This window comes from Bradyrhizobium sp. 215_C5_N1_1 (genome assembly GCF_052075935.1).
In the GTDB taxonomy this organism is placed as follows: domain Bacteria; phylum Pseudomonadota; class Alphaproteobacteria; order Rhizobiales; family Xanthobacteraceae; genus Bradyrhizobium; species Bradyrhizobium barranii.
In genome coordinates, this window is record NZ_CP197228.1 from 4,011,854 (window position 1) to 4,031,275 (window position 19,422).

The window sequence follows — 19,422 nt, forward strand, 5'->3', positions numbered from 1 at the left end:
TCAGCAATAGCCGTAGACGCCGCACGCGTAGGGCAGGCGCCAGAAATAGCCGACCTGTGGTCCGCCGTAGTACGGGCCCTGATAATCGTAGCTCCAGGGCCGGCCATAATAGCCCGGCAAGGTGCTGGAGCCGGGCAGGAGCGGCGTGCCCGGCAGGTTGCGGATGTAGCTGCCGATGCCATAGGCCGGCGAGATCAGCGCATCCGGATCGGTCTCGACATAGACCTGTGGCGGGTCCTGCGGCGGCACGGCAGCGCGCCGTCTCGCTGTGGCCGGCAGATCGGCGGCAACGGCAGCTGAGACCGTCAGCATGGCGGCAAGGGCAGGCACCATCCAGCGCAGCATCGTCGGCTCCGAATCAAAGGGGCGATCCAAGGACGATGTATGCGGTAGATATGGTTAATGACTGTTAACGCGGGCTGTCATTCCGGGGCGAGGCAACGCCCCGGAATGACCAGGAAAGCTACGCCCCCAGCGCCTGCTCCAGATCGGCGATCAGATCTTCCTTGTCTTCGATGCCGATCGAGAGCCGCACCACGTCGGGGCCGGCGCCGGACTTCACCTTGGCGGCGTCGTCGAGCTGGCTGTGCGTCGTCGAGGCCGGGTGGATGACCAGCGAGCGGGTGTCGCCGACGTTGGCCAAGTGCGAGAACAGCTGCAGCTTCGACACCAGGCTGACGCCGGCGTCATAGCCGCCCTTCAGGCTGAAGGTGAACACGGCGCCTGCGCCCTTCGGCGCGTATTTGCGTGCAAGCTGGTTGTACTTGTCGCTTGCCAAGCCCGCATAGCTCACCGAGGCCACCGCCGGATGGCCGGCGAGGAATTCTGCAACGGCCTTGGCGTTGTCGCAGTGCTTCTGCATCCGCAGCGGCAGCGTCTCGATGCCGGTCAGGATCATGAAGGCGTTGAACGGCGACAGCGCGGGTCCGAGATCGCGCAGGCCCAGCACGCGGCAGGCGATCGCGAAAGCGAAATTGCCAAAGGTCTCCTGGAGGCGGATGCCGTGATATTCGGGCCGCGGCTCCGACAGCATCGGATATTTGCCGCCCGTGGACCAGTCGAACGTGCCGGCGTCGACGATGATGCCGCCGAGCGAATTGCCGTGGCCGCCCAGGAATTTCGTCAGCGAGTGCACGACGATGTCGGCGCCATGGTCGATCGGGCGGATCAGGTAGGGCGAGGCCAGCGTGTTGTCGACGATCAGCGGCACGCCCGCCTTGCGCGCCACCGTCGAGATCGCCTCGATGTCGGTGATGCTGCCGCCGGGATTGGCAATGGACTCGATGAAGATGGCCTTCGTGCGCGGCGTCACCGCGCGCTCGAAGCTTGCGATGTCATCGGAATCCGCCCACACCACGTTCCAGCCGAAGCTCTTGAACGCATGCGAGAACTGGTTGATCGAGCCGCCATAGAGCTTGCGCGCGGCGATGAATTCGTCGCCGGGCTGGAGCAATTGCTGCAGCACCACGACCTGTGCGGCGTGGCCCGAGGCGACCGCAAGCGCGGCGGTGCCGCCTTCGAGTGCGGCAACACGCTCTTCCAGCACCGCGTTGGTGGGATTGCCGATGCGGGTATAGATGTTGCCGAATGCCTGCAGGCCGAACAGCGAGGCGGCGTGGTCGGCGTCGTTGAAGACGAAAGAGGTGGTTTGATAAATCGGGGTCGCGCGCGCACCGGTGGTGGGATCGGGTTGTGCACCGGCATGCACGGCGAGGGTTGAAAATCCCGGAAGGCGATCGCTCATTGAGGGCGTCCTGTTCTTGTGATCTGAAATCGCGCGGCATGCTGATCGGCGACGCGCCCGCCGTCAAGGCGCCGCTTCACATCACGGCGCTACGATTGTCACGTTCGCGCAACGGAAGTTTATTGCGTCAGCTTTGCTCGGTCTTGTTCTTTGCAGCGCGATCGGAAGCTGCGGTGTCGCCGCCGCCGACACTCATCCGATTGAGGGATAGCTGCATGCCTTGCGTCGGCGCCGGCGGCCGTTTGGAGCTCAGCGTGCGTGAATTGACGCCCATCCAGGAAATCTCGGACGACAAGCGGCCATATTCGATCTTGGGGCAGCGGTTCATCACGACCTTGATCCCGGCGGCCTCGGCCTTCGCCGCGGCTGCGTCTTCGCGCGCGCCAAGCTGCATCCAGATCACCTTCGGCAGCGGATCGAGCGTGAGCGCTTCTTCGACCACCGGCATGATGTGGCTGGAGTTGCGAAAGATGTCGATCATGTCGACGGGGCGGCCGATGTCGGAGAGCGAGGCGACAAACGGCTTTCCGAGCAGATCCTTGCCGACATGGCCGGGATTGACCGGGATCATGTCATAGCCGCGCTGCGCCAGATATTTGAACGCAAAATAGCTCGGCCGCACATTGACGGGCGAGGCGCCGACCATCGCGATCGACTTCACGCTGTTGAGGATGCCGCGGATGTAATTGTCGGGATAGGCGTCGTGGTTCATCTTTTTCTTTCTCTGACCCTCATGGTGAGGAGCGCGGCCCGCGCGTCTCGAACCATGAGGCCACAGTCGGGCCTCCATCCTTCGAGACGCCGCGTTCCGCGGCTCCTCAGGATGAGGAGTTGACTATTCATCCCGCCATGTCGGCGTGCGCTTCTCGATGAACGCGCCGATGCCTTCCTCGGCGTCGCGCGCCATCATGTTCTCGGTCATCACCTCTGCCGCATAGCGATAGGCGTCCGCAAGGCTCATCTCGGCCTGGCGATAGAACGCCTCCTTGCCGAGCTTGACGGTGTAGGCCGACTTCAGCGCGACCTGTTCGGCGAGGGCAATTGCGGCCTCGCGCTCGGTGCCGGCCGCGACCACGCGGTTGATGAGCCCGATCTCGCGGGCGCGCGTGGCCGCGATCGGCTCGCCGGTCAGCAGCATTTCCATCGCCTGCTTGCGCGGCACGTTCCGCGACAGCGCCACCATCGGCGTGGAGCAGAACAGGCCGATATCGACGCCCGGCGTGGCGAAGCTCGCCGCTTCCGAGGCGATCGCGAGATCGCAGCTTGCCACGAGCTGGCAGCCGGCCGCGGTCGCAATGCCCTGGACGGCCGCGACCACGGGCTTCGGCAAATGCACGACCGCCTGCATCATCGCGCTGCAGGCGGTCATCATCTCGGCAAAGAAGGCGCGGCCGCGATCCGGGTCAGTGCGGCGCGCGGTCAGCTCCTTCATGTCGTGGCCGGCGGAGAAGGCGGGGCCGTTGGCGGCGATCACCACGCCGCGGACCGCCTTGTCGTCGCGGATCTCATTGAGCTCGGCATGCAGGCTTGCGATCATCGCCTGCGACAGGCTGTTGCGCGCGGCCGGACGGTTCAGCGTCAGGACCGCGATGGGGCCTATGGTCTCGCGCAGCAGGCTCGACGGTTGCGGGGAGGGGGCGCGGGCGGCCTGGGCGGACATCGAAGCGTTCCCGGTTGGATTCTTGCAATTGGATGACGCAGATAACTTAATGTAACAGGGGATGCGAAGCGAGGGTGAGGCGAAGCATGGCGTTAGCGAAAATGAGCGTGGCGGAGGTCGAGCAGTTTCTCCGTGACGAGTTTCCCCAGGCCTTCAGCGGCGATGACATCACGATCGAGAGCGCCGACGGCCAGACCTGCCTTTTGCGCCAGCGCTACAGCGAAAGGATGCTGCGGCCGGGTGGAACCGTGTCCGGCCCGACGCTGATGGCACTGGCGGATTTCGCGATGTACGTGGTGCTGCTGTCCGCGATCGGGCCGATCGGGCTCGCGGTCACCACCAATCTCAACATCAACTTCCTGCGTAAGGGGCTACCGGGACAGGACGTGCTCGCGGAAGCGCGGCTGCTCAAGCTCGGCAAGCGCCTGGCGGTCGGCGAGGTGAAGCTGCTGTCCGGCACGTCGCCCGATCCCATTGCCCATGTCACCTCGACCTATTCCATTCCAAATGTTTGAGCTTTTCGCAGGTAATATAGTACCATAATTTTAAGATATTGATTTTGCTATTGTAATTCCCGCTATGGGGCATTGACCGTTGCGCGTCTCTTCTCTAGAAAACCGCCCAGTCCGGCGCGGTGTTCGCGCCGATATCTCCCGTCCACGGAAACTCCGATATGAAAACCTTTTCGGCAAAGCCGGCTGAGGTGACGAAGAAGTGGGTACTGATCGACGCCAAGGGTCTGGTCGTCGGCCGTCTCGCAACCATCGTCGCCATGCGCCTGCGCGGCAAACACCTCCCGACCTACACCCCGCACGTTGATTGCGGCGACAACGTCATCATCATCAACGCGCAGCATGCGGTCCTCACCGGTCGCAAGCGCGAGCAGAAGACCTATTACAAGCACACCGGTTACGTCGGCCACGTCAAGGAGCGCACCGCGCGCCAGATCCTCGAGGGCAAGCATCCCGAGCGCGTGCTCGAGAAGGCCGTCGAGCGCATGATCCCGCGTGGTCCGCTCGGTCGCGTCCAGATGGGCAACCTCCGCGTCTATGGCGGCGCCGATCATCCTCACGAGGCCCAGACGCCCGAGAAGATCGACATCGCCAAGTTGAACCGCAAGAACACGAGGGCCGCATAACATGGCCGAATCCATCCAGTCGCTCGACCAGCTCTCGCAGCTCAAGACGGCGGCCGCGCCCGACGCGCCCAAGCACGAGAAGAAGGTCGACAAGTTCAACCGCGCCTACGCCACCGGCAAGCGCAAGGACGCGGTCGCCCGCGTCTGGATCAAGCCGGGCGCCGGCAAGGTCACGGTCAATTCGCGCGAGGTCGAGGTCTATTTCGCCCGTCCCGTGCTGCGCATGATGATCGAGCAGCCGTTCTCGGTGGCCGCGCGTTCCGGCCAGTACGACGTGATCTGCACGGTTGCCGGCGGTGGTCTGTCCGGCCAGGCCGGTGCCGTCCGTCACGGCATCTCCAAGGCGCTCACCTATTTCGAGCCGGAGCTGCGTACCGTGCTCAAGAAGGGCGGCTTCCTGACCCGCGACTCCCGCGTGGTCGAGCGCAAGAAGTACGGCAAGGCCAAGGCCCGCCGGTCCTTCCAGTTCTCGAAGCGTTAATCGCTTCGGTCACATTCGCCGCGAAAGCGGCTTCAATGAGATGCAAAAGGGCGCTGATTTCAGCGCCCTTTTTGTTGTTCGTTTGTATGCAAATTGATGACGTGTTTCCCGAAAACTTGGCCTCGCGTGAAAACCTGAATGGAACTCGCGGGACATAGCGTCGCATCTGGAAGGGCGCGCAAGTCGGCTGGGCCGATCGCGTAACTTGCTATGTCTAGAAGGGGGCCGACATGATGTCGCTCGATAGCATCACGCTCTATTTGGTCGCCACCATGGTTGCCGCACTGCTCGGCGCCATGATGGTGTTTTTCGGCAAGCAGGAGAACAGCCCCGCGCTGAAATGGTGGGGCACCGCGTATCTCCTCGGCGCAGCGTCCGTCGCGCTATGGACCGCGGCCGGCGACAAGCTCGGCCCGCATCTTTACCTTGCGCTGAACGCAGTCGGCTTCGTCGCCTGCGGCATGGTGTGGAATGCGGCGCGCGTCTTCCACGGCCGCAAGCCGAATTGGCCGGGTCTCCTTGTCGGCGCGCTGGCCTGGGCCGCCGCCGTGACGCTGCTTGATCCCGCCGCGTCCATGCTGCGCATGATCGTCGGCGCCGGCATCGTCTCGGTCTATGCGGCACTGACGGCGAGCGAGCTCTGGGTTGAGCGGCGCAAGAGCCTGCAACGGCGCTGGCCGGCCTTCGTGGTGCCGGTGATGCACGGCTGCGTGCTGATGCTGCCGATCGTGCTCGGCAGCTTCCTGCGTCCGAACGATGCCGGCTTCTCCAGCAGCATCTGGGTCACCGTGTTTGCGGTCGAGCTCATCCTTTATGCCGTCGGCACCGTGTTCGTGATCTTCATGCTGGTGTCGGAGCGCACGGTGACTGCGCACCGGACCGCCGCGTCCACCGATCCCCTGACCGGCATGCTCAACCGCCGCGGCTTCTCGGAAGCCTGCGGGCGCGTGATCGAGCGCGAAGCCAAGGCCGGCCGTCCCGTGACCGTGATGATCTTCGACATCGATCATTTCAAGTCGATCAACGACCGCTTCGGCCATCCTGCCGGCGACGAGATGCTGAAGCTGTTCTCGACCGTCGTCGTCAGCAACCTGCGCATGACCGACATGTCGGGCCGCATCGGCGGCGAGGAGTTCGCCGCCCTGCTGCCGTGTTCGCTGGAGGAGGGCGTGCTGGTTGCCGAGCGCGTGCGCGAGGCGTTCGAGACCTCCGGCGTCGTGGTCGATGAGGGCCCGGTCGACACCACCGTCAGCATCGGCGTTGCCGGCGGTCCGGCCGGCACCGAGCTCGAGGTGTTGCTGGCCTCGGCCGACACAGCGCTCTACCAGGCCAAGCGCGGCGGTCGTAACCGCGTCGAGGCGGCGGAGGAGCTGCCGCTGTCGCTGGAGAACTGGCGTCGCCAGAGCGCGGCGCGGGTTGGTGCGCCGCAGGCGCGTCCGGCCACCGCCTGAAGCCAAGAGGCGCCTCAAGAGGCGCCTTCGGTAATCCGCTGTTTACCATTCGATCCCTACCATTGCGGTCATGGAATCGATCCGTCGACAGAACCCGCAGGCTGCCCTGATGTCGCTTGAAGCCGCTGCGGCCTCGGCACGCGGCGGCTTCGCTTGCGTGTTCTCCACTGCGGATGAATACGAGCGCGCGCTGATCACCGAGCGCCGCGCGCAGGGGCGCTACACGCAAAGCCGTAGCTACTGGCCGCTCGCGCTGTTCATCGGTTGCGCGCTCATCGTGGCAGGCACCGCTCTGCTGTTCGCCTGAGAGCACGCATTTTTGACCGGTCAGGGCGCCGATTCGGTGCCTTTTTCTTCGTTGCGGTCTACGGTAGACACACCCATCAAACAAACAGGGTGGAAACCGATGATCACCGAGATTGCGCAAATCGACGTCAAGCCGGGCAGCGAGAAGGATTTTGAGGCGGCCGTCGCCAAGGCCAAGGCCGCCTTCGGCGGTTCGAAGGGCTTTCACGGCTTCGAGCTGCACAAGTCGATCGAGAAGCCGCAGCGCTACCGGCTGATGGTGAAGTGGGCGACGCTGGAGAACCACACCGTCGATTTCCGCGGCTCGGAGAATTTCACCGAATGGCGCGGCCTCGTCGGTCAGTATTTTGCTTCACCCCCGGAGGTCGAGCACACCGAGACCGTGCTGACGACCTGAGCGACTTCACGACGCCTTACGCGTCGCCTGAGCATGATCTTTCCGGAAAACCGCTGCGCATTTTTCCGGATCATGCTGCCAGGGGCGGCGCCTCATACGTCTTGAAGTGGTCGATCATGACCTTGGCGATGGCGACCAGTGGCAGCGCCAGCGCCAGGCCCCAGATGCCGAACACGACGCCGAGCAGGATCTGGAACGCGAACAGCGTGGCCGGCGGGATGTCGAGTGCCTGCCGCTGCAGGATCGGCGTCAGCACATAGCTCTCCATCGCGTGCACGCCCATGAAGAGGACGAAGGCCGACAGCGCCGGAATCCAGCCCGAGGCGAGGCTCGCGAGCACCACGACGACGCCGGCAATGATGGCGCCGACGGTCGGAATGAAGGCGAGCAGGCCCGCCTGAATCCCCAGGATGAACGAGCCCGGGATGCCGATGATGGCAAGCCCGATCCAGGTCACGATGCCAACCGCAATCATCACGACGATCTGCGCGATCAGCCAGCGTTCCAGCGTCTCGCTGATGCCGTCGATGATCAGGGTGACGCGGGTGCGATGCCTCGCCGGCGCCAGGAACAACAGGCCGTCGTGATAGACGCCGGGCTGGGCGGCGAAGGACAGCCCCAGGAACAGAACGATGAAGATGTTTCCCACGCCGTGGATGGTGCCGAGCAGGAGCTTGAAGGTCTGGCTCACGATCGCGCCACCGCTGGAGGCCAGCGCGCCGGCGCCGGGCAAGGAACCGCGCGGGGGTGCTGCTGGCGAGGGTGTCGAGTCCGATGGTGGATTGGCCGAAGTGTCGGACGCAGCGTTGCCGAGATCGAAGAAGCTGGTGTCGATCCCGTGGCTGTCCAGGAAGGTCTTCACGTTGCCGATCTGCGACTTGATGGTCTTGCTCAGCAGCGAGGCCTGCTCGGCGATGGTGGCGCCGCCGAGATAGGCGACGCCTGCGAGCAGCGCCGCAAGCACGACGCAGACGATCGCGAGCCGGACCGGATGCGGCAGGTGCACGCGGCGGCCGAGCGCGTTGGTCAGCGCGTTGAGGCCGACGCCGAGCAGCATGCCGGTGAAGATCAGCAGCAGCGTGGTCGCAAAATACCAGGTGAAGACCAGCATCGCCGTGAACAGCACGACACCGATGCCGCCGACCGAAATTGCCCAAGCCAGATCGGTGCGGGTCGTGGGGCGTTGGTCTGCGAGGATGGTCACATCATGTCCTTTTCGGCGGCTGCGGGCGGGGCACTCTTTCGACAAACGCGCTTCCGATCAAGACCGCGTCAACGCGCTGGTTTGACGCTGTCGCGCGAACGGTGCAGAGCGATGAGGAGAAAACAGGTGGGGGGCGCTTGAGTTTCATCAGCAAGTGGGCCGGTCTGCTCGGGCTTCTGGCCGTGATCGTGATCGGCGACCAGATCCGGATCAACCGGCCCGGCCACAAATACCGCCTCACGGTCGAGGTGATGACGCCTGACGGGATCAAGACGGGGTCCGGCGTTCTCGCCGTCGTGCCCGACCGCAACTATAACCGTGGCGGCCGCACCACGATGCGCGGGGAGGCCGTGTTCGTCGATCTCGGCCAAGACGGCGGCAAAGGCAAGAACCTGGTCGCATTGCTGGCGCATCAGCAGGGCGGCAAGCTCGACCTCGACGACATCAACTATGTCGCGCTCCGTGCCTATGGCGCCGCGCGCGGTAACCGCGTCTCGTTCAACGATATCAGCCGGCAGGCCGGCATTGTCCCGGTGCAGGGGGAGCTGATCCCCGTGCTCGTGAGCTTTGGCGATCCCCGAGATCCCCAGACCGCGCGCCTTGTCGCCCGCGACCATGCGGATGCGGTTCTGGGCGATGGCTACGCCGTCCGTGCCCTCACCGCCGAGGTGGTGCCCAACGGCTTTTGGCCGATCGATTTCGGCGGGGTGCTTGGGGAGCCCGTGACGCGCGGAATCGAGGCGAAATTGCCCTGGCTGGCCACGCCGGACGATCCGGCGGCAACCGCGCTGAAGGCCGCCGGCCTGCCCATCGTGGGGACAACCGCGGCCCAGGAGGCATTTGCGCGAAAATAGCATTGCCGTCCCGCGTACCCTTCTGTTGAATTTGTTCCATCCCAAGGGCATGTTTAGAGAATCTTCTTACGCGGGAGGTCGGAACGGGAGATGACAAAGCCGGTCGTCGGCGTGATCGGGAACGCCCATCGCGTCGAAAATCGATTTCAGGTCCAGATGGTCGGCGAGCGCAATTTGCGCGCTGTGGCCGAGGTTTCCGGCGGCCTGCCGATGATGTTTGCGGGAGCGCCCGACATCACCGATATCGGCGCGCTGCTCGATGTGGTCGACGGGATCGTGCTCACCGGCGCCCGCGCCAACGTCCATCCGACCCGTTTCAATGTCGATCCGTGCGAGCGGCACGAGCCCTACGACATCCACCGCGACGAGGTGGCGCTGGCGCTCTCGGTCGCTTGCGTGTCCCGCGGCATTCCGCTGTTCGGCATCTGCCGGGGCCTGCAGGAGATGAACGTCGCCTTCGGCGGCTCGCTGCATCCGGAGATCCGCGAAATCCCCGGCCGCATGAACCACCGCATGCCCAGGCTCGAGAACGGCGAGATTCATCCCGATCCGACCGTGGTGTTCGCCGACCGTCACGACGTCGACCTCACGCCCGGAGGCGCCTTCGCGCGGCTGCTCGGCTGCGAGAAGATCAGGGTCAATTCGCTGCATGGCCAGGGCATTCTCGATCCCGGCAAGCGCGTGCTGATCGAGGGCGTCGCCGAGGACGGCACCATCGAGGCGATCCGCATCGCGGAAGCCCCGACCTTCGCGCTCGGCGTACAATGGCACGCCGAATACGACCCGCAGCGCAATCCGATCAACCGCAAGCTGTTCGAGGCGTTCGGCGAGGCGATGGTCGTACGCCAGCGTGCGGCGGCGTAACAAGAAGCTCGCTCGCAGCTCTCCACTGAGCGACGCTTGGTTTCGCAGCTTACGCCGTCTGCACCATCCGTCTCGCGCGATAGGCCTGGGGCGACATCAGGGTCAGCTTGCGGAACGCCTTGCGAAAGCTGCTCTCGTCCTCATAGCCGGCCGTGCGTGCGATGGTCTTGATCGGCTGCGCCGTCGTCTCCAGCAGCGTGCGCGCGTGCTCGACGCGGCGACGCATGATGAAGGCTTGCGGCGGCTCGCGCGTGAGCTCCTGGAACTTCCGGTTCAGCGTGCGCTCGCTGAGGCCGAGCGCATCGGCGAGGCGCTTGACCGTCATCGGGCTCTTGCCGGTGCGGCGAACCAGGAGGTCGGCCCGGGTCAGCAGCGGGTCCTGCGACAGCAAATAGCCGACGGGCATGAAGATCGACTGGGTGCGTTGCGCGGTGTCGATGACGACGTAATCCGCACAGAGCTTCGCAATCGCCTTGCCGTCGACCATCTCGATCAACCTGAGCAGGAGGTCGACCCACGACATCGGTCCGGCCGCGCAGACGATGCGGTCCGCGACCGTGATGACGGCGTCGGCGGCGAGGTCGATGGTGGGGTGGCGCTGCCGCAGCTCGCCTTGCAGCCACCAGGTGATGGTGGCGCGGCGGTGGTCGAGCAGGCCGCTGCCTGCAAGCAGGAACACGCCGCTGCAGAACGCGCCGATCAGCCGGCCGCTCGCATGCTGCTGCCGAAGCCAGGCGCCGGCGCGGGCATATTGCGGTTGCAGGCGTTCCGCCGTGACGTGATCGACGAGGTTGCCGGGGACGAGGATCGCGTCGAAGCGACCGCGTTTGCCGACCGCGCCATCGACGGCGACCATCTGGCCGCCGCCGGCACGCACCGGCTTGCCGTCGAGCGAAAGCACCTCCCAGGCGAAGCGCGTTTTCGCACCGCTCTGCTGCATCACGTGATTGGCAAGCGACAGGATGTCGGCGATCCCGGCGATCGCCGAATGCATGCAGCCTTCCAGCGCCAGAATTGCGAGCTTCATGAGACCTCCAGGACAGGCGCGGCGATCCTAGCCGATCGGCGCAGGGCTGCGTGGCGGAAATTGCCCGATCTCTGTCTTATCCGCCACTGCCTTGCCGGCGCTGTCAGGTCCAGTCTCGTGCCGTCGTCACACGACATCATTGGAGAGAGACATGCCTTACGTCACCATTTCCACCGTCCGCGGCATCCTGGATGCCGGGCAAAAGAAGACCTTGCTCGAACGCGTCACCGATCTCCTGGTCGAGGTCGAAGGGCAGGGCAATCCGGACTTCCGCCACAACGTCTGGGTCAGGATCGAGGAGCAGGAGCCGGCGCACTGGTCGCTGGGTGGCATGCAACCGACGCCTGAGATCATCGCCGGGATGTTCGGCACGATCGGCGCGGATGGCGTGCGGGTCCCACGGCCGTAGCAGCGCAGCGTGCGCGGGCGGACCAGCCCAAGGCATGGTTCGCCACCGCCCGTGCTCAATCGATCTGCGGGGCGATCTCCATTGCATCGCACAATCACGATCATGGCCTGCACGCGGCCGCATTGAGGTTCGCAAGACGCGCACCATATGTTCTGCAAGGGAGCCCTGCCGTGCAGACCATGAAGGCGGCCCTCGTTGCGGCGACTGGCGTCGTGGCTTTGATCTGCTGCCTCCTTCCCAGCTCAGCGGAGGAGAACGGCCGTCTTGCATTGGTCGTTTCGATCGACGGAGCCATCGGCCCTGCGTCGGCCAGCTACGTCAAGGAGGCTTTGGCCAAGGCAAGCGAACGGCGTGCCGAGGTCGTGATTCTAAGACTGAACACGCCCGGCGGCCTCAATTCCAGCATGCGTGAGATCATCGCGGATGTGCTGGCCTCGCCGATCCCTGTGGTCGGTTACGTCGCGCCCTCCGGCGCCCACGCGGCGAGCGCGGGGACCTATATCCTTTATGCGACCCACATCGCGGCGATGGCGCCGGGCACCAATATTGGCGCCGCGACGCCGGTGCAGATCGGCGGGCCGCTGCCGGGTCTTCCGAGCGGACCGGCGGACAAGGGCGGCAAGGACAAGAAGGACGGTGACCAGCAGAGCGAGTCCAAGGATCAGCCCAAGGATGCGATGACGGCAAAGGCGACCAATGATGCGGTTGCCTTCATCCGCAGCCTTGCGGAGCTGCGCAACCGCAATGTGGACTGGGCGGAGAAGGCGGTCCGTGAGGCTGCCACGCTCTCTGCCAACGCCGCGCTGGAGGCTCATGCCATCGATCTCGTCGCGCGCGATCAGGCTGAATTGCTGAGGCAGATCGATGGTCGCGTGGTCGAGGTCGCAGGCGGCAAGACGCAACGCCTGGTGACAAAGGATGCCGTCGTCGAAGCCATCGATCCCGGACCGATATCCCGCTTCCTGGCGGTGATCACCGATCCGAACGTGGCGTTCATTCTCCTGATGGTCGGCATCTACGGCTTGATCTTCGAGTTCATGTCTCCCGGAGCCGTCGCCCCCGGAGTCGTCGGCGCGATCTGCCTGCTGATCGGCCTCTATGCGCTCAATCTGCTGCCGATCAATTATGCCGGCCTCGCCCTGATGTTGGTTGGACTCGTGCTTCTCACCATCGAAGCCTTCAACCCGACCGTGGTAATCGGGCTCGGAGGGATCATCGCGTTCGTGCTGGGAGCGCTGATGCTTTTCAGGGGCGAGGCGCCGGGCTACCACCTGTCGTGGTGGGTGATCGGCATCACCGCAGCAGTGTTCGCCGGCTTTGCGCTCGTCGTGCTCGGTTCGCTTCGGCGCGTCGGCAGGGCTCCTGCACTGGTCGGCGCGCAGGCCATGCGAGGCTTGCCCGCCGAGGTTCTCGACTGGAATGGGAACGAAGGTCATGTCTTCGCCCATGGTGAGCGCTGGCAGGCGCGCGGCGCCGAAACGTTCAGGCCCGGAGAGACGGTCGAAGTCGCCAACATCGTCGACCTGACGCTGCTGATACGGCGCGCACCAACAGGCGAGGGAGGTACATCATGATGCTGGAATATCTGACCTATGCGGCGCTCGCGTTGCTTGTCATCATGTTCCTGTCCCAGGCTATTCGAATCCTGCGCGAATACGAGCGTGGCGTCATCTTTACGCTCGGCCGCTTTACCGGCGTGAAGGGCCCGGGCCTCATCATCCTCATTCCGATCGTGCAGCAACTCGTGAAGGTGGATCTGCGGGTGATGGTGCAGGTCGTGCCGCCGCAGGACGTGATTTCGCGGGACAACGTCTCCGTCAAGGTCAACGCCGTTCTGTACTTCCGCATCGTCGACCCCGAGCGGGCCATCATCAAGGTCGGCGACTACATGGCCGCCACCAGCCAGCTCGCCCAGACCACCTTGCGCTCGGTGCTCGGCAAGCACGAGCTCGACGAGATGCTTGCCGAGCGCGACAGGTTGAACGCGGACATCCAGGAGATCCTCGACAAGCAGACCGACGTCTGGGGCATCAAGGTCACCGGCATCGAGATCAAGGACGTCGATCTCAATGAAACCATGGTGCGCGCGATTGCCAAACAGGCCGAGGCGGAGCGGTTGCGGCGGGCCAAGGTGATCAATGCGATGGGCGAGCAGCAGGCTGCCGAAAAGCTCGTCGAGGCCGGCCGAATTCTCGCGCAGGAGCCTCAGGCGATGCAGCTACGTTATTTCGCCGCCCTGCACGACATCGCGGGCGAACGCTCGTCGACCATCGTCTTTCCGCTGCCGACGGGCCTGCTCGACCATTTTGTGCCGCGGCGCGACAACCCGTAGCCATCAGCGGCAGGATGACCCATCTTCGGCCCAAATGGAGGTGTCGAATATCGCTCCCAACTTAAACGGGAGGAGAATTCGATGACGAAGCATGCCGCCAGACCAGCAAGCCGCCGCCGAAATCGGACATTGATGCTCACCGTCCCGCTGGTCGCCCTCGCACTTTGGTCGTGGGGGATCGATGCGGCGCAGGCCGCAGAGCCGGGCAAGGACGCGACGGCGGCTAGCCTGCCGCGCATTCTCGTGCTTGCGACGGGAGGTACCATCGCAGGCCAGGCCGACGCGCGCGCGACCGGCGCGTACAAATCAGGCCAGATCACCGGCGAGCAGTTGATGCAGTCGGTGCCGGGCCTGGACAAGCTCGCGAAGCTGAATGCCGAGCAGATTTCGTCGATCGGATCCCAGGACATGAACGACAAGGTCTGGTTTGCCCTGGCCCGCCGCATCCAGGACGCCTTCGACAAGAATGAAGCCGATGGAGTCCTCATCACCCACGGCACGGATACGCTCGAGGAGACCGCGTTCTTTCTCGACAATGTCGTGCGCAGCGACAAGCCGGTGGTGATCGTCGGGTCGATGCGCCCGGCCACGGCGGTGAGTGCGGACGGCCCCGGCAATCTGTACGAAGCGGTGCAGGTGGCGGCCGATCCGCGCTCTCGCGGCCGCGGCGTGATGGCCGTGCTGAACGACAAGATCCAAAGCGCCCGCTCGATCACCAAGACCAACACCACGAGCATCGAGACGTTCAGCTCTCCCAATGACGGCCCGATCGGCTATGTCGATACCGCCGGCGGCATCCGTTTCATGACCCAGGCCGCCGGCTTCAAGCGCACGACCTATCCGCTCCCGGCAGGCGAGCAATTGCCGCGCGTCGAGATCGTCTATTCGCATGCCAACATGGACGCCGTTCCGATCGAGGATGCCATTTCGCACGGCGCCAAGGGCATCGTGCTGGCCGGCGTCGGCGACGGCAACACGTCGAAGCAGGCCCTCGATGCGCTCGAAGCGGCGGCGAAGAAGGGCGTCATCGTCGTCCGCTCGACGCGGGTCCGATCCGGCTTCGTCACCCGGAATGTCGAGGTTGACGACGACAAGAACGGGTTCGTCGTGTCCGAGGACCTCAATCCGCAGAAGGCCCGCGTTCTCACTCAATTGCTGATCGCGGGCGGGGTGACGGCTCCGGCCGAGCTCCAGCGCGCCTTCACTGCAACGTGGTGATTGGGCAGGTCGTATCCTGCAGGGTGGGTTAGCGTAATCCACCCTGCGACTCCCCAAAACGAAAAGGCGCTCCTCGCGGAGCGCCTTTTGCTTGTCGCAGAGAGTTTGGGCCGCTTAGCCCGAATAGTACATGTCGAACTCGACCGGGTGCGGGGTCATTTCGAAGCGCTCGACCTCGGTCATCTTCAGCTCGATGTAGCTGTCGATGAAGTCGTCGTCGAACACGCCGCCGTTCTTGAGGAAGCCGCGGTCCTTGTCGAGGTTTTCGAGCGCCTCGCGGAGCGAGCCGCACACCGTCGGGATCTGCTTCAGCTCTTCCTTCGGCAGGTCGTAGAGGTCCTTGTCCATCGCCGGACCCGGATCGATCTTGTTCTTGATGCCGTCGAGGCCGGCCATCAGCATCGCGGCGAAGCCGAGATAGGGATTGGCGAGCGGATCGGGGAAGCGCACCTCGACACGCTTGGCCTTCGGCGAAGCGGTGTAGGGGATGCGGCAGGAGGCCGAGCGGTTGCGCGCGGAGTAGGCGAGCAGCACGGGAGCCTCATAGCCCGGGACCAGACGCTTGTAGGAGTTGGTCGACGGGTTGGTGAAGGCGTTGATCGCCTTGGCGTGCTTGATGATGCCGCCGATGTAGTGAAGGCAGGTCTCCGACAGGTCGGCGTACTTGTTGCCGGCGAACACCGGCTTGCCGTCCTTCCAGATCGACTGGTGCACGTGCATGCCCGAGCCGTTGTCGCCATAGACCGGCTTCGGCATGAAGGTGGCGGTCTTGCCGTAGATGTGCGCGACCTGGTGGATGCAGTACTTGTAGATCTGCATGTGGTCGGCCATCAGCGTCAGCGTGTCGAACTTCATGCCGAGCTCGTGCTGGGCGGACGCGACTTCGTGGTGATGCTTCTCGACCTTGACGCCCATCTTGGCCATGGCGCCGAGCATTTCGGAGCGCATGTCCTGCACGGAGTCCTGCGGCGGCACCGGGAAGTAGCCGCCCTTGGTGCGGACGCGGTGGCCGAGATTGCCGCCTTCATATTCGGTGTCGGAGTTGGTCGGCAGCTCCGAGGAGTCGAGACGGAAGCCGGTGTTGTAGGGGTTGGCGGAGAAGCGCACGTCGTCGAACACGAAGAACTCGGCTTCGGGGCCGACGAACACGCTGTCGCCCACGCCCATCGACTTCACCATGGCCTCGGCCTTCTTGGCGATGCCGCGGGGGTCGCGGTTGTAGGGCTCGCCGGTGGTCGGCTCGAGCACGTCGCAGGTGATGACCATGGTGGTCTCGGCGAAGAACGGGTCGATCGTCGCGGTCACCGGATCCGGCATCAGGCACATGTCGGACTCGTTGATCGCCTTCCAGCCGGCGATCGAGGAGCCGTCGAACATCGTCCCTTCGGCGAAAATGTCCTCATCGATCATGCTGATGTCGAACGTCACGTGCTGCCACTTGCCGCGCGGATCGGTGAAGCGCAGGTCGACGTATTTGACGTCGTTGTCCTTGATCGATTTCAGGACGTCTTTGGCGGTCTTCATGCATACCCCTTTTGGCTCTGCGGGTCGGTTTCCAGGTGAGCAAGATTATTCTCGCTTTTGGCGAGTTCGCGCGCGAGCGCACAAACAAAATCAGGCCGCCGAAGCAGCCTTTTTCTTGTCGGAGTGTCGCAAAATGCGGGATAGCACCCGGCTCAGATAGCGTCCAGCCCGGATTCGCCGGTCCGGATGCGGATCGCCTCTTCGATATTGGAGACGAAAATCTTGCCGTCGCCGATGCGCCCGGTCTGCGCGGCGCGGCGGATCGCGTCGATGGCGCGCTCGACCAGATCGTCGCCGATCACGATCTCGATCTTCACCTTGGGGAGGAAATCGACGATGTATTCTGCGCCGCGGTAAAGCTCGGCGTGGCCCTTCTGCCGGCCAAAGCCCTTGGCCTCGGTCACGGTGATGCCTTGCAGGCCGACTTCCTGAAGCGCTTCCTTCACCTCGTCGAGCTTGAATGGCTTGATGATGGCTTCGATTTTCTTCACTGCGCGCCTCCCGGCCTTTCGATCAAATAGCAACGTCTTCGTCAGGATGCGCTTTTCTTAACGCACGATCTTGTCTTCGCTATGCCGGGATGCCTGACCAGCCCGGCAACAACGGCCGGCCACACCCTGATAGATTGCCAGTGAGCACGACGAACCGAAGCGGCTTCCTCGAAAGCAGGGTCTATGCCAAGTTGCAAATGCCCTGATTATTGGAGCGTTATCAGCCTTTTAACGCGCATCTCTGATAGGTGGAGCCGACTGGCTCAAAATACCGCAGACTACGAAATAGGCAATCGGTTCAATATCTGTGCAAATCGTTGTTCTGCCGGGTGGGTCGGTACGGAACGTGCCTGTTGAAAAGGCGTTTGGACCAGGGAAGTGGCATGGAAGTTCTGACCAACGCTGAAATGCAGCGTGCCGACCAGCTCAGTATTGCGGCAGGCACGCCCGGCTTCAAGCTGATGCTCAGCGCGGGACAGGCGGTCGCGGAGGCCGCCAATGCGCTGGTGGAGGAGGGGCCGATCCTGATCGTGGCCGGTCCCGGCAACAATGGCGGCGACGGTTTTGTCGCAGCCGCGGAGCTCGCCGCGCAAGGGCGCGACGTCTCGGTGATCCTGATGTGCGAGCGCGACCAGCTCCAGGGTGACGCGGCCTCCGCGGCGCGCGGCTGGAAGCACCCGGTGCTGCCGTTCAATCCGCAGGCGATCGGCAAGCCCGCGCTGATCATCGACGCGCTGTTCGGCGCGGGCCTCAGTCGTCCGGTCGACGGCGAGGCGCATGCGATGATCGACGCGATCAACGCCAACGGCGCCCCGGTGCTCGCGGTCGATTTGCCGAGCGGCATCAATGGCACCAGCGCAGCTGTGATGGGCGCGGCGGTGAACGCCACCGAGACCGTCACCTTCTTCCGCAAGAAGCCGGCGCATTTGCTGCTGCCCGGCCGGATGCATTGCGGCCACGTGCGCGTCGCCGACATCGGCATCGACGCACAGGTGCTGGACGAGATCGCGCCGCGGACCTTCGAGAACGATCCGGATTTCTGGGGCACCGCCTTTCCGGTGCCGCGCATCGACGGCCATAAATACGCACGGGGCCACGTGCTGGCGGTCTCGGGCGATGCCGCCGCGACCGGCGCGGCGCGGCTCGCCGCCCGTGGGGCTTTGCGGGCCGGAGCGGGCCTCGTGACGCTGGCGACCCCGCGCGATGCGCTCGCGATCAATGCCAGCGCGCTCACCGCGGTGATGGTTCGCGCCTGCGACACAGCGGTCGAATTCGGCGCGTTGCTCGGCGACAAACGCTACAACACCTGCCTGATCGGACCCGGCGCGGGCGTCCGCGATCGCACCTGCGATCTGGTCCACACGGCGCTTCACGCGCAGCGGCATCTGGTGCTGGACGCGGATGCGCTGACGAGCTTTGCCGCAAACCCCGAGCGGCTGTTTGAATCGATCAAGTCCTCTGAGGACAGTGCGGTCGTGCTGACGCCGCACGAGGGTGAATTTCCGCGCCTGTTCTCCGACCTCAGCAACAAACATCCGGGCCGCTCGAAGCTGGAGCGAGTCCGCGCCGCCGCCGAGCGCTGTGGTGCGGTCGTGCTGCTGAAGGGGCCGGATACCACCATCGCCGCGCCCGACGGGCGCGCCACCATCGCCGCCAACGCGCCGCCCTGGCTCGCCACCGCCGGCGCCGGCGACGTGCTCGCCGGCATCATCGCAGGACTTCTGGCGCAGGGCGTGCCGGCCTTCGAAGCCGCCAGCATCGGCGTCTGGATGCATGGCGAGGCGGGAAGCGAGGCGGGGCCCGGCCTGATCGCGGAGGACCTGACCGAGACGCTGCCGGCCGTGCACCGGCGGATCTATAATGCGCTCGGGGTGGAGTATTAGTGCTCAGGCTGCTCGCACTCACCGATATGGGCGAGGCCGCGCAGGTCCATCGGATTGCGTTTGACCGGGCGATGCCGTGGCTCGTTGGGCTGCACACACCTGACGAGGACAGCTGGTTCTACCGCGAGCGCGTTTTCACGACGTGCCGTGTGTGGGGACGGTTCGATGATGGCGTCCTGAGCGGGATCATCGCCTTCCGCGAAGGTTGGGTCGAGCAGCTCTATGTGCTTCCCGCCGCCCAGGGGCGCGGCGTCGGCACAGAACTCCTCGATGTCGCCAAGCGGGCCAGCGACCAGCTGGAGCTCTGGACCTTCGAGCGCAACGCGCCGGCGCGGCGCTTCTATGAGGCGCGCGGGTTCGCACTGGTTGAGCAGACCGACGGGGCGCGGAACGAGGAGCGGGAGCCCGACGCTCGCTACCTCTGGACGCGCCGGTAAGT

The 19,422-nt window shown here is 64.6% G+C and carries 22 protein-coding genes; 14 read left to right on the top strand and 8 right to left on the bottom strand.

Annotated elements, in window-relative coordinates; all coding sequences use genetic code 11:
- From AB7G19_RS19305 to AB7G19_RS19320, 4 genes are all read right to left on the bottom strand, one after another.
- On the bottom strand, positions 1-345 hold the full coding sequence (locus tag AB7G19_RS19305) for a hypothetical protein (protein WP_063982941.1): 345 nt from the start codon (positions 343-345) through the stop codon (positions 1-3).
- 118 nt (positions 346-463) lie between these two features.
- Positions 464-1,744 (bottom strand): O-acetylhomoserine aminocarboxypropyltransferase, encoded by a 1,281-nt coding sequence (locus tag AB7G19_RS19310; protein ID WP_028149015.1) that lies wholly within the window; start codon positions 1,742-1,744, stop codon positions 464-466.
- Positions 1,745-1,871: 127 nt separating this feature from the next.
- Positions 1,872-2,456 carry a CoA-binding protein gene (locus AB7G19_RS19315; RefSeq protein ID WP_135215985.1) on the bottom strand — a complete coding sequence of 195 codons (585 nt, stop codon included), beginning with the start codon at positions 2,454-2,456 and terminating at the stop codon, positions 1,872-1,874.
- 123 nt (positions 2,457-2,579) lie between these two features.
- Entirely contained in the window at positions 2,580-3,404 is an 825-nt protein-coding gene (locus AB7G19_RS19320) for an enoyl-CoA hydratase (protein ID WP_135215986.1), read from the bottom strand.
- Between the two features lie 86 nt (positions 3,405-3,490).
- On the opposite strand from AB7G19_RS19320, the gene AB7G19_RS19325 reads away from it, so the two are divergent.
- The 6 genes from AB7G19_RS19325 (at position 3,491) to AB7G19_RS19350 (ending at position 7,177) form a co-directional block, all read left to right on the top strand.
- A complete protein-coding gene (locus tag AB7G19_RS19325; protein ID WP_135215987.1) occupies positions 3,491-3,919 on the top strand; it encodes a PaaI family thioesterase in 429 nt (142 codons plus the stop codon).
- A gap of 158 nt (positions 3,920-4,077) precedes the next feature.
- A complete protein-coding gene (rplM, locus tag AB7G19_RS19330) occupies positions 4,078-4,542 on the top strand; it encodes a 50S ribosomal protein L13 (protein ID WP_008137961.1) in 465 nt (154 codons plus the stop codon).
- Between the two features lies 1 nt (position 4,543).
- Entirely contained in the window at positions 4,544-5,023 is a 480-nt protein-coding gene (gene rpsI, locus AB7G19_RS19335; protein ID WP_007611021.1) for a 30S ribosomal protein S9, read from the top strand.
- 230 nt (positions 5,024-5,253) lie between these two features.
- On the top strand, positions 5,254-6,474 hold the full coding sequence (locus AB7G19_RS19340; protein WP_135215988.1) for a GGDEF domain-containing protein: 1,221 nt from the start codon (positions 5,254-5,256) through the stop codon (positions 6,472-6,474).
- A 70-nt stretch (positions 6,475-6,544) separates the two neighbouring features.
- Positions 6,545-6,781 (top strand): hypothetical protein, encoded by a 237-nt coding sequence (locus AB7G19_RS19345; RefSeq protein ID WP_014494818.1) that lies wholly within the window; start codon positions 6,545-6,547, stop codon positions 6,779-6,781.
- A 99-nt stretch (positions 6,782-6,880) separates the two neighbouring features.
- Positions 6,881-7,177 (top strand): antibiotic biosynthesis monooxygenase family protein, encoded by a 297-nt coding sequence (locus tag AB7G19_RS19350; RefSeq protein ID WP_028155908.1) that lies wholly within the window; start codon positions 6,881-6,883, stop codon positions 7,175-7,177.
- A gap of 70 nt (positions 7,178-7,247) precedes the next feature.
- Here the strand turns inward: AB7G19_RS19350 and AB7G19_RS19355 are convergent, their stop codons facing one another.
- A complete protein-coding gene (locus AB7G19_RS19355) occupies positions 7,248-8,381 on the bottom strand; it encodes an AI-2E family transporter (RefSeq protein ID WP_354112935.1) in 1,134 nt (377 codons plus the stop codon).
- A 137-nt stretch (positions 8,382-8,518) separates the two neighbouring features.
- On the opposite strand from AB7G19_RS19355, the gene AB7G19_RS19360 reads away from it, so the two are divergent.
- Together AB7G19_RS19360 and AB7G19_RS19365 are read left to right on the top strand one after the other, a co-directional pair.
- Positions 8,519-9,235: a hypothetical protein gene (locus AB7G19_RS19360; RefSeq protein ID WP_354112934.1), complete on the top strand. Its 717-nt coding sequence runs from the start codon at positions 8,519-8,521 to the stop codon at positions 9,233-9,235.
- A 90-nt stretch (positions 9,236-9,325) separates the two neighbouring features.
- Positions 9,326-10,099: a gamma-glutamyl-gamma-aminobutyrate hydrolase family protein gene (locus AB7G19_RS19365; RefSeq protein WP_354112933.1), complete on the top strand. Its 774-nt coding sequence runs from the start codon at positions 9,326-9,328 to the stop codon at positions 10,097-10,099.
- Positions 10,100-10,148: 49 nt separating this feature from the next.
- On the opposite strand, the gene AB7G19_RS19370 is transcribed toward AB7G19_RS19365, so the two are convergent.
- A complete protein-coding gene (locus AB7G19_RS19370) occupies positions 10,149-11,126 on the bottom strand; it encodes a GlxA family transcriptional regulator (protein ID WP_354112932.1) in 978 nt (325 codons plus the stop codon).
- 151 nt (positions 11,127-11,277) lie between these two features.
- Between AB7G19_RS19370 and AB7G19_RS19375 the strand changes: the two genes are divergently transcribed.
- From AB7G19_RS19375 to AB7G19_RS19390, 4 genes are all read left to right on the top strand, one after another.
- Entirely contained in the window at positions 11,278-11,535 is a 258-nt protein-coding gene (locus AB7G19_RS19375) for a tautomerase family protein (RefSeq protein ID WP_354112931.1), read from the top strand.
- Between the two features lie 170 nt (positions 11,536-11,705).
- Positions 11,706-13,109: an NfeD family protein gene (locus AB7G19_RS19380; RefSeq protein ID WP_441268016.1), complete on the top strand. Its 1,404-nt coding sequence runs from the start codon at positions 11,706-11,708 to the stop codon at positions 13,107-13,109.
- Positions 13,106-13,867 carry a slipin family protein gene (locus AB7G19_RS19385; RefSeq protein ID WP_063982951.1) on the top strand — a complete coding sequence of 254 codons (762 nt, stop codon included), beginning with the start codon at positions 13,106-13,108 and terminating at the stop codon, positions 13,865-13,867. The genes AB7G19_RS19380 and AB7G19_RS19385 overlap by 4 nt, the downstream gene beginning before the upstream one ends.
- An 81-nt stretch (positions 13,868-13,948) precedes the next feature.
- Positions 13,949-15,085, top strand: coding sequence for an asparaginase (locus AB7G19_RS19390; protein ID WP_354112929.1), 1,137 nt, complete (start codon positions 13,949-13,951; stop codon positions 15,083-15,085).
- 114 nt (positions 15,086-15,199) lie between these two features.
- Here the strand turns inward: AB7G19_RS19390 and glnA are convergent, their stop codons facing one another.
- Positions 15,200-16,609: a type I glutamate--ammonia ligase gene (glnA, locus tag AB7G19_RS19395; RefSeq protein WP_063982953.1), complete on the bottom strand. Its 1,410-nt coding sequence runs from the start codon at positions 16,607-16,609 to the stop codon at positions 15,200-15,202.
- Positions 16,610-16,761: 152 nt separating this feature from the next.
- Positions 16,762-17,100, bottom strand: coding sequence for a P-II family nitrogen regulator (locus AB7G19_RS19400; RefSeq protein ID WP_007603495.1), 339 nt, complete (start codon positions 17,098-17,100; stop codon positions 16,762-16,764).
- Between the two features lie 383 nt (positions 17,101-17,483).
- Here AB7G19_RS19400 and AB7G19_RS19405 point away from each other — a divergent pair, with 383 nt between their 5' ends.
- Both AB7G19_RS19405 and AB7G19_RS19410 read left to right on the top strand, forming a co-directional pair.
- A complete protein-coding gene (locus AB7G19_RS19405; protein WP_354112928.1) occupies positions 17,484-18,983 on the top strand; it encodes an NAD(P)H-hydrate dehydratase in 1,500 nt (499 codons plus the stop codon).
- Positions 18,983-19,420: a GNAT family N-acetyltransferase gene (locus AB7G19_RS19410; RefSeq protein ID WP_354112927.1), complete on the top strand. Its 438-nt coding sequence runs from the start codon at positions 18,983-18,985 to the stop codon at positions 19,418-19,420. The genes AB7G19_RS19405 and AB7G19_RS19410 overlap by 1 nt, the downstream gene beginning before the upstream one ends.
- Positions 19,421-19,422 lie beyond the last annotated feature (2 nt).

Excerpts from the sequence above, each read along its gene's own strand:
- AB7G19_RS19320 (WP_135215986.1), bottom strand. The coding sequence starts at position 3,404 with ATGTCCGCCCAGGCCGCCCGCGCCCCCTCCCCGCAACCGTCGAGCCTG.
- rpsI (WP_007611021.1), top strand. The coding sequence starts at position 4,544 with ATGGCCGAATCCATCCAGTCGCTCGACCAGCTCTCGCAGCTCAAGACG.
- rplM (WP_008137961.1), top strand. The coding sequence starts at position 4,078 with ATGAAAACCTTTTCGGCAAAGCCGGCTGAGGTGACGAAGAAGTGGGTA.
- AB7G19_RS19345 (WP_014494818.1), top strand. The coding sequence starts at position 6,545 with ATGGAATCGATCCGTCGACAGAACCCGCAGGCTGCCCTGATGTCGCTT.
- glnA (WP_063982953.1), bottom strand. The coding sequence starts at position 16,609 with ATGAAGACCGCCAAAGACGTCCTGAAATCGATCAAGGACAACGACGTC.
- AB7G19_RS19340 (WP_135215988.1), top strand. The coding sequence starts at position 5,254 with ATGATGTCGCTCGATAGCATCACGCTCTATTTGGTCGCCACCATGGTT.
- AB7G19_RS19370 (WP_354112932.1), bottom strand. The coding sequence starts at position 11,126 with ATGAAGCTCGCAATTCTGGCGCTGGAAGGCTGCATGCATTCGGCGATC.
- AB7G19_RS19315 (WP_135215985.1), bottom strand. The coding sequence starts at position 2,456 with ATGAACCACGACGCCTATCCCGACAATTACATCCGCGGCATCCTCAAC.
- AB7G19_RS19405 (WP_354112928.1), top strand. The coding sequence starts at position 17,484 with ATGGAAGTTCTGACCAACGCTGAAATGCAGCGTGCCGACCAGCTCAGT.
- AB7G19_RS19375 (WP_354112931.1), top strand. The coding sequence starts at position 11,278 with ATGCCTTACGTCACCATTTCCACCGTCCGCGGCATCCTGGATGCCGGG.
- AB7G19_RS19365 (WP_354112933.1), top strand. The coding sequence starts at position 9,326 with ATGACAAAGCCGGTCGTCGGCGTGATCGGGAACGCCCATCGCGTCGAA.
- AB7G19_RS19310 (WP_028149015.1), bottom strand. The coding sequence starts at position 1,744 with ATGAGCGATCGCCTTCCGGGATTTTCAACCCTCGCCGTGCATGCCGGT.
- AB7G19_RS19325 (WP_135215987.1), top strand. The coding sequence starts at position 3,491 with ATGGCGTTAGCGAAAATGAGCGTGGCGGAGGTCGAGCAGTTTCTCCGT.
- AB7G19_RS19350 (WP_028155908.1), top strand. The coding sequence starts at position 6,881 with ATGATCACCGAGATTGCGCAAATCGACGTCAAGCCGGGCAGCGAGAAG.
- AB7G19_RS19385 (WP_063982951.1), top strand. The coding sequence starts at position 13,106 with ATGATGCTGGAATATCTGACCTATGCGGCGCTCGCGTTGCTTGTCATC.
- AB7G19_RS19305 (WP_063982941.1), bottom strand. The coding sequence starts at position 345 with ATGCTGCGCTGGATGGTGCCTGCCCTTGCCGCCATGCTGACGGTCTCA.
- AB7G19_RS19390 (WP_354112929.1), top strand. The coding sequence starts at position 13,949 with ATGACGAAGCATGCCGCCAGACCAGCAAGCCGCCGCCGAAATCGGACA.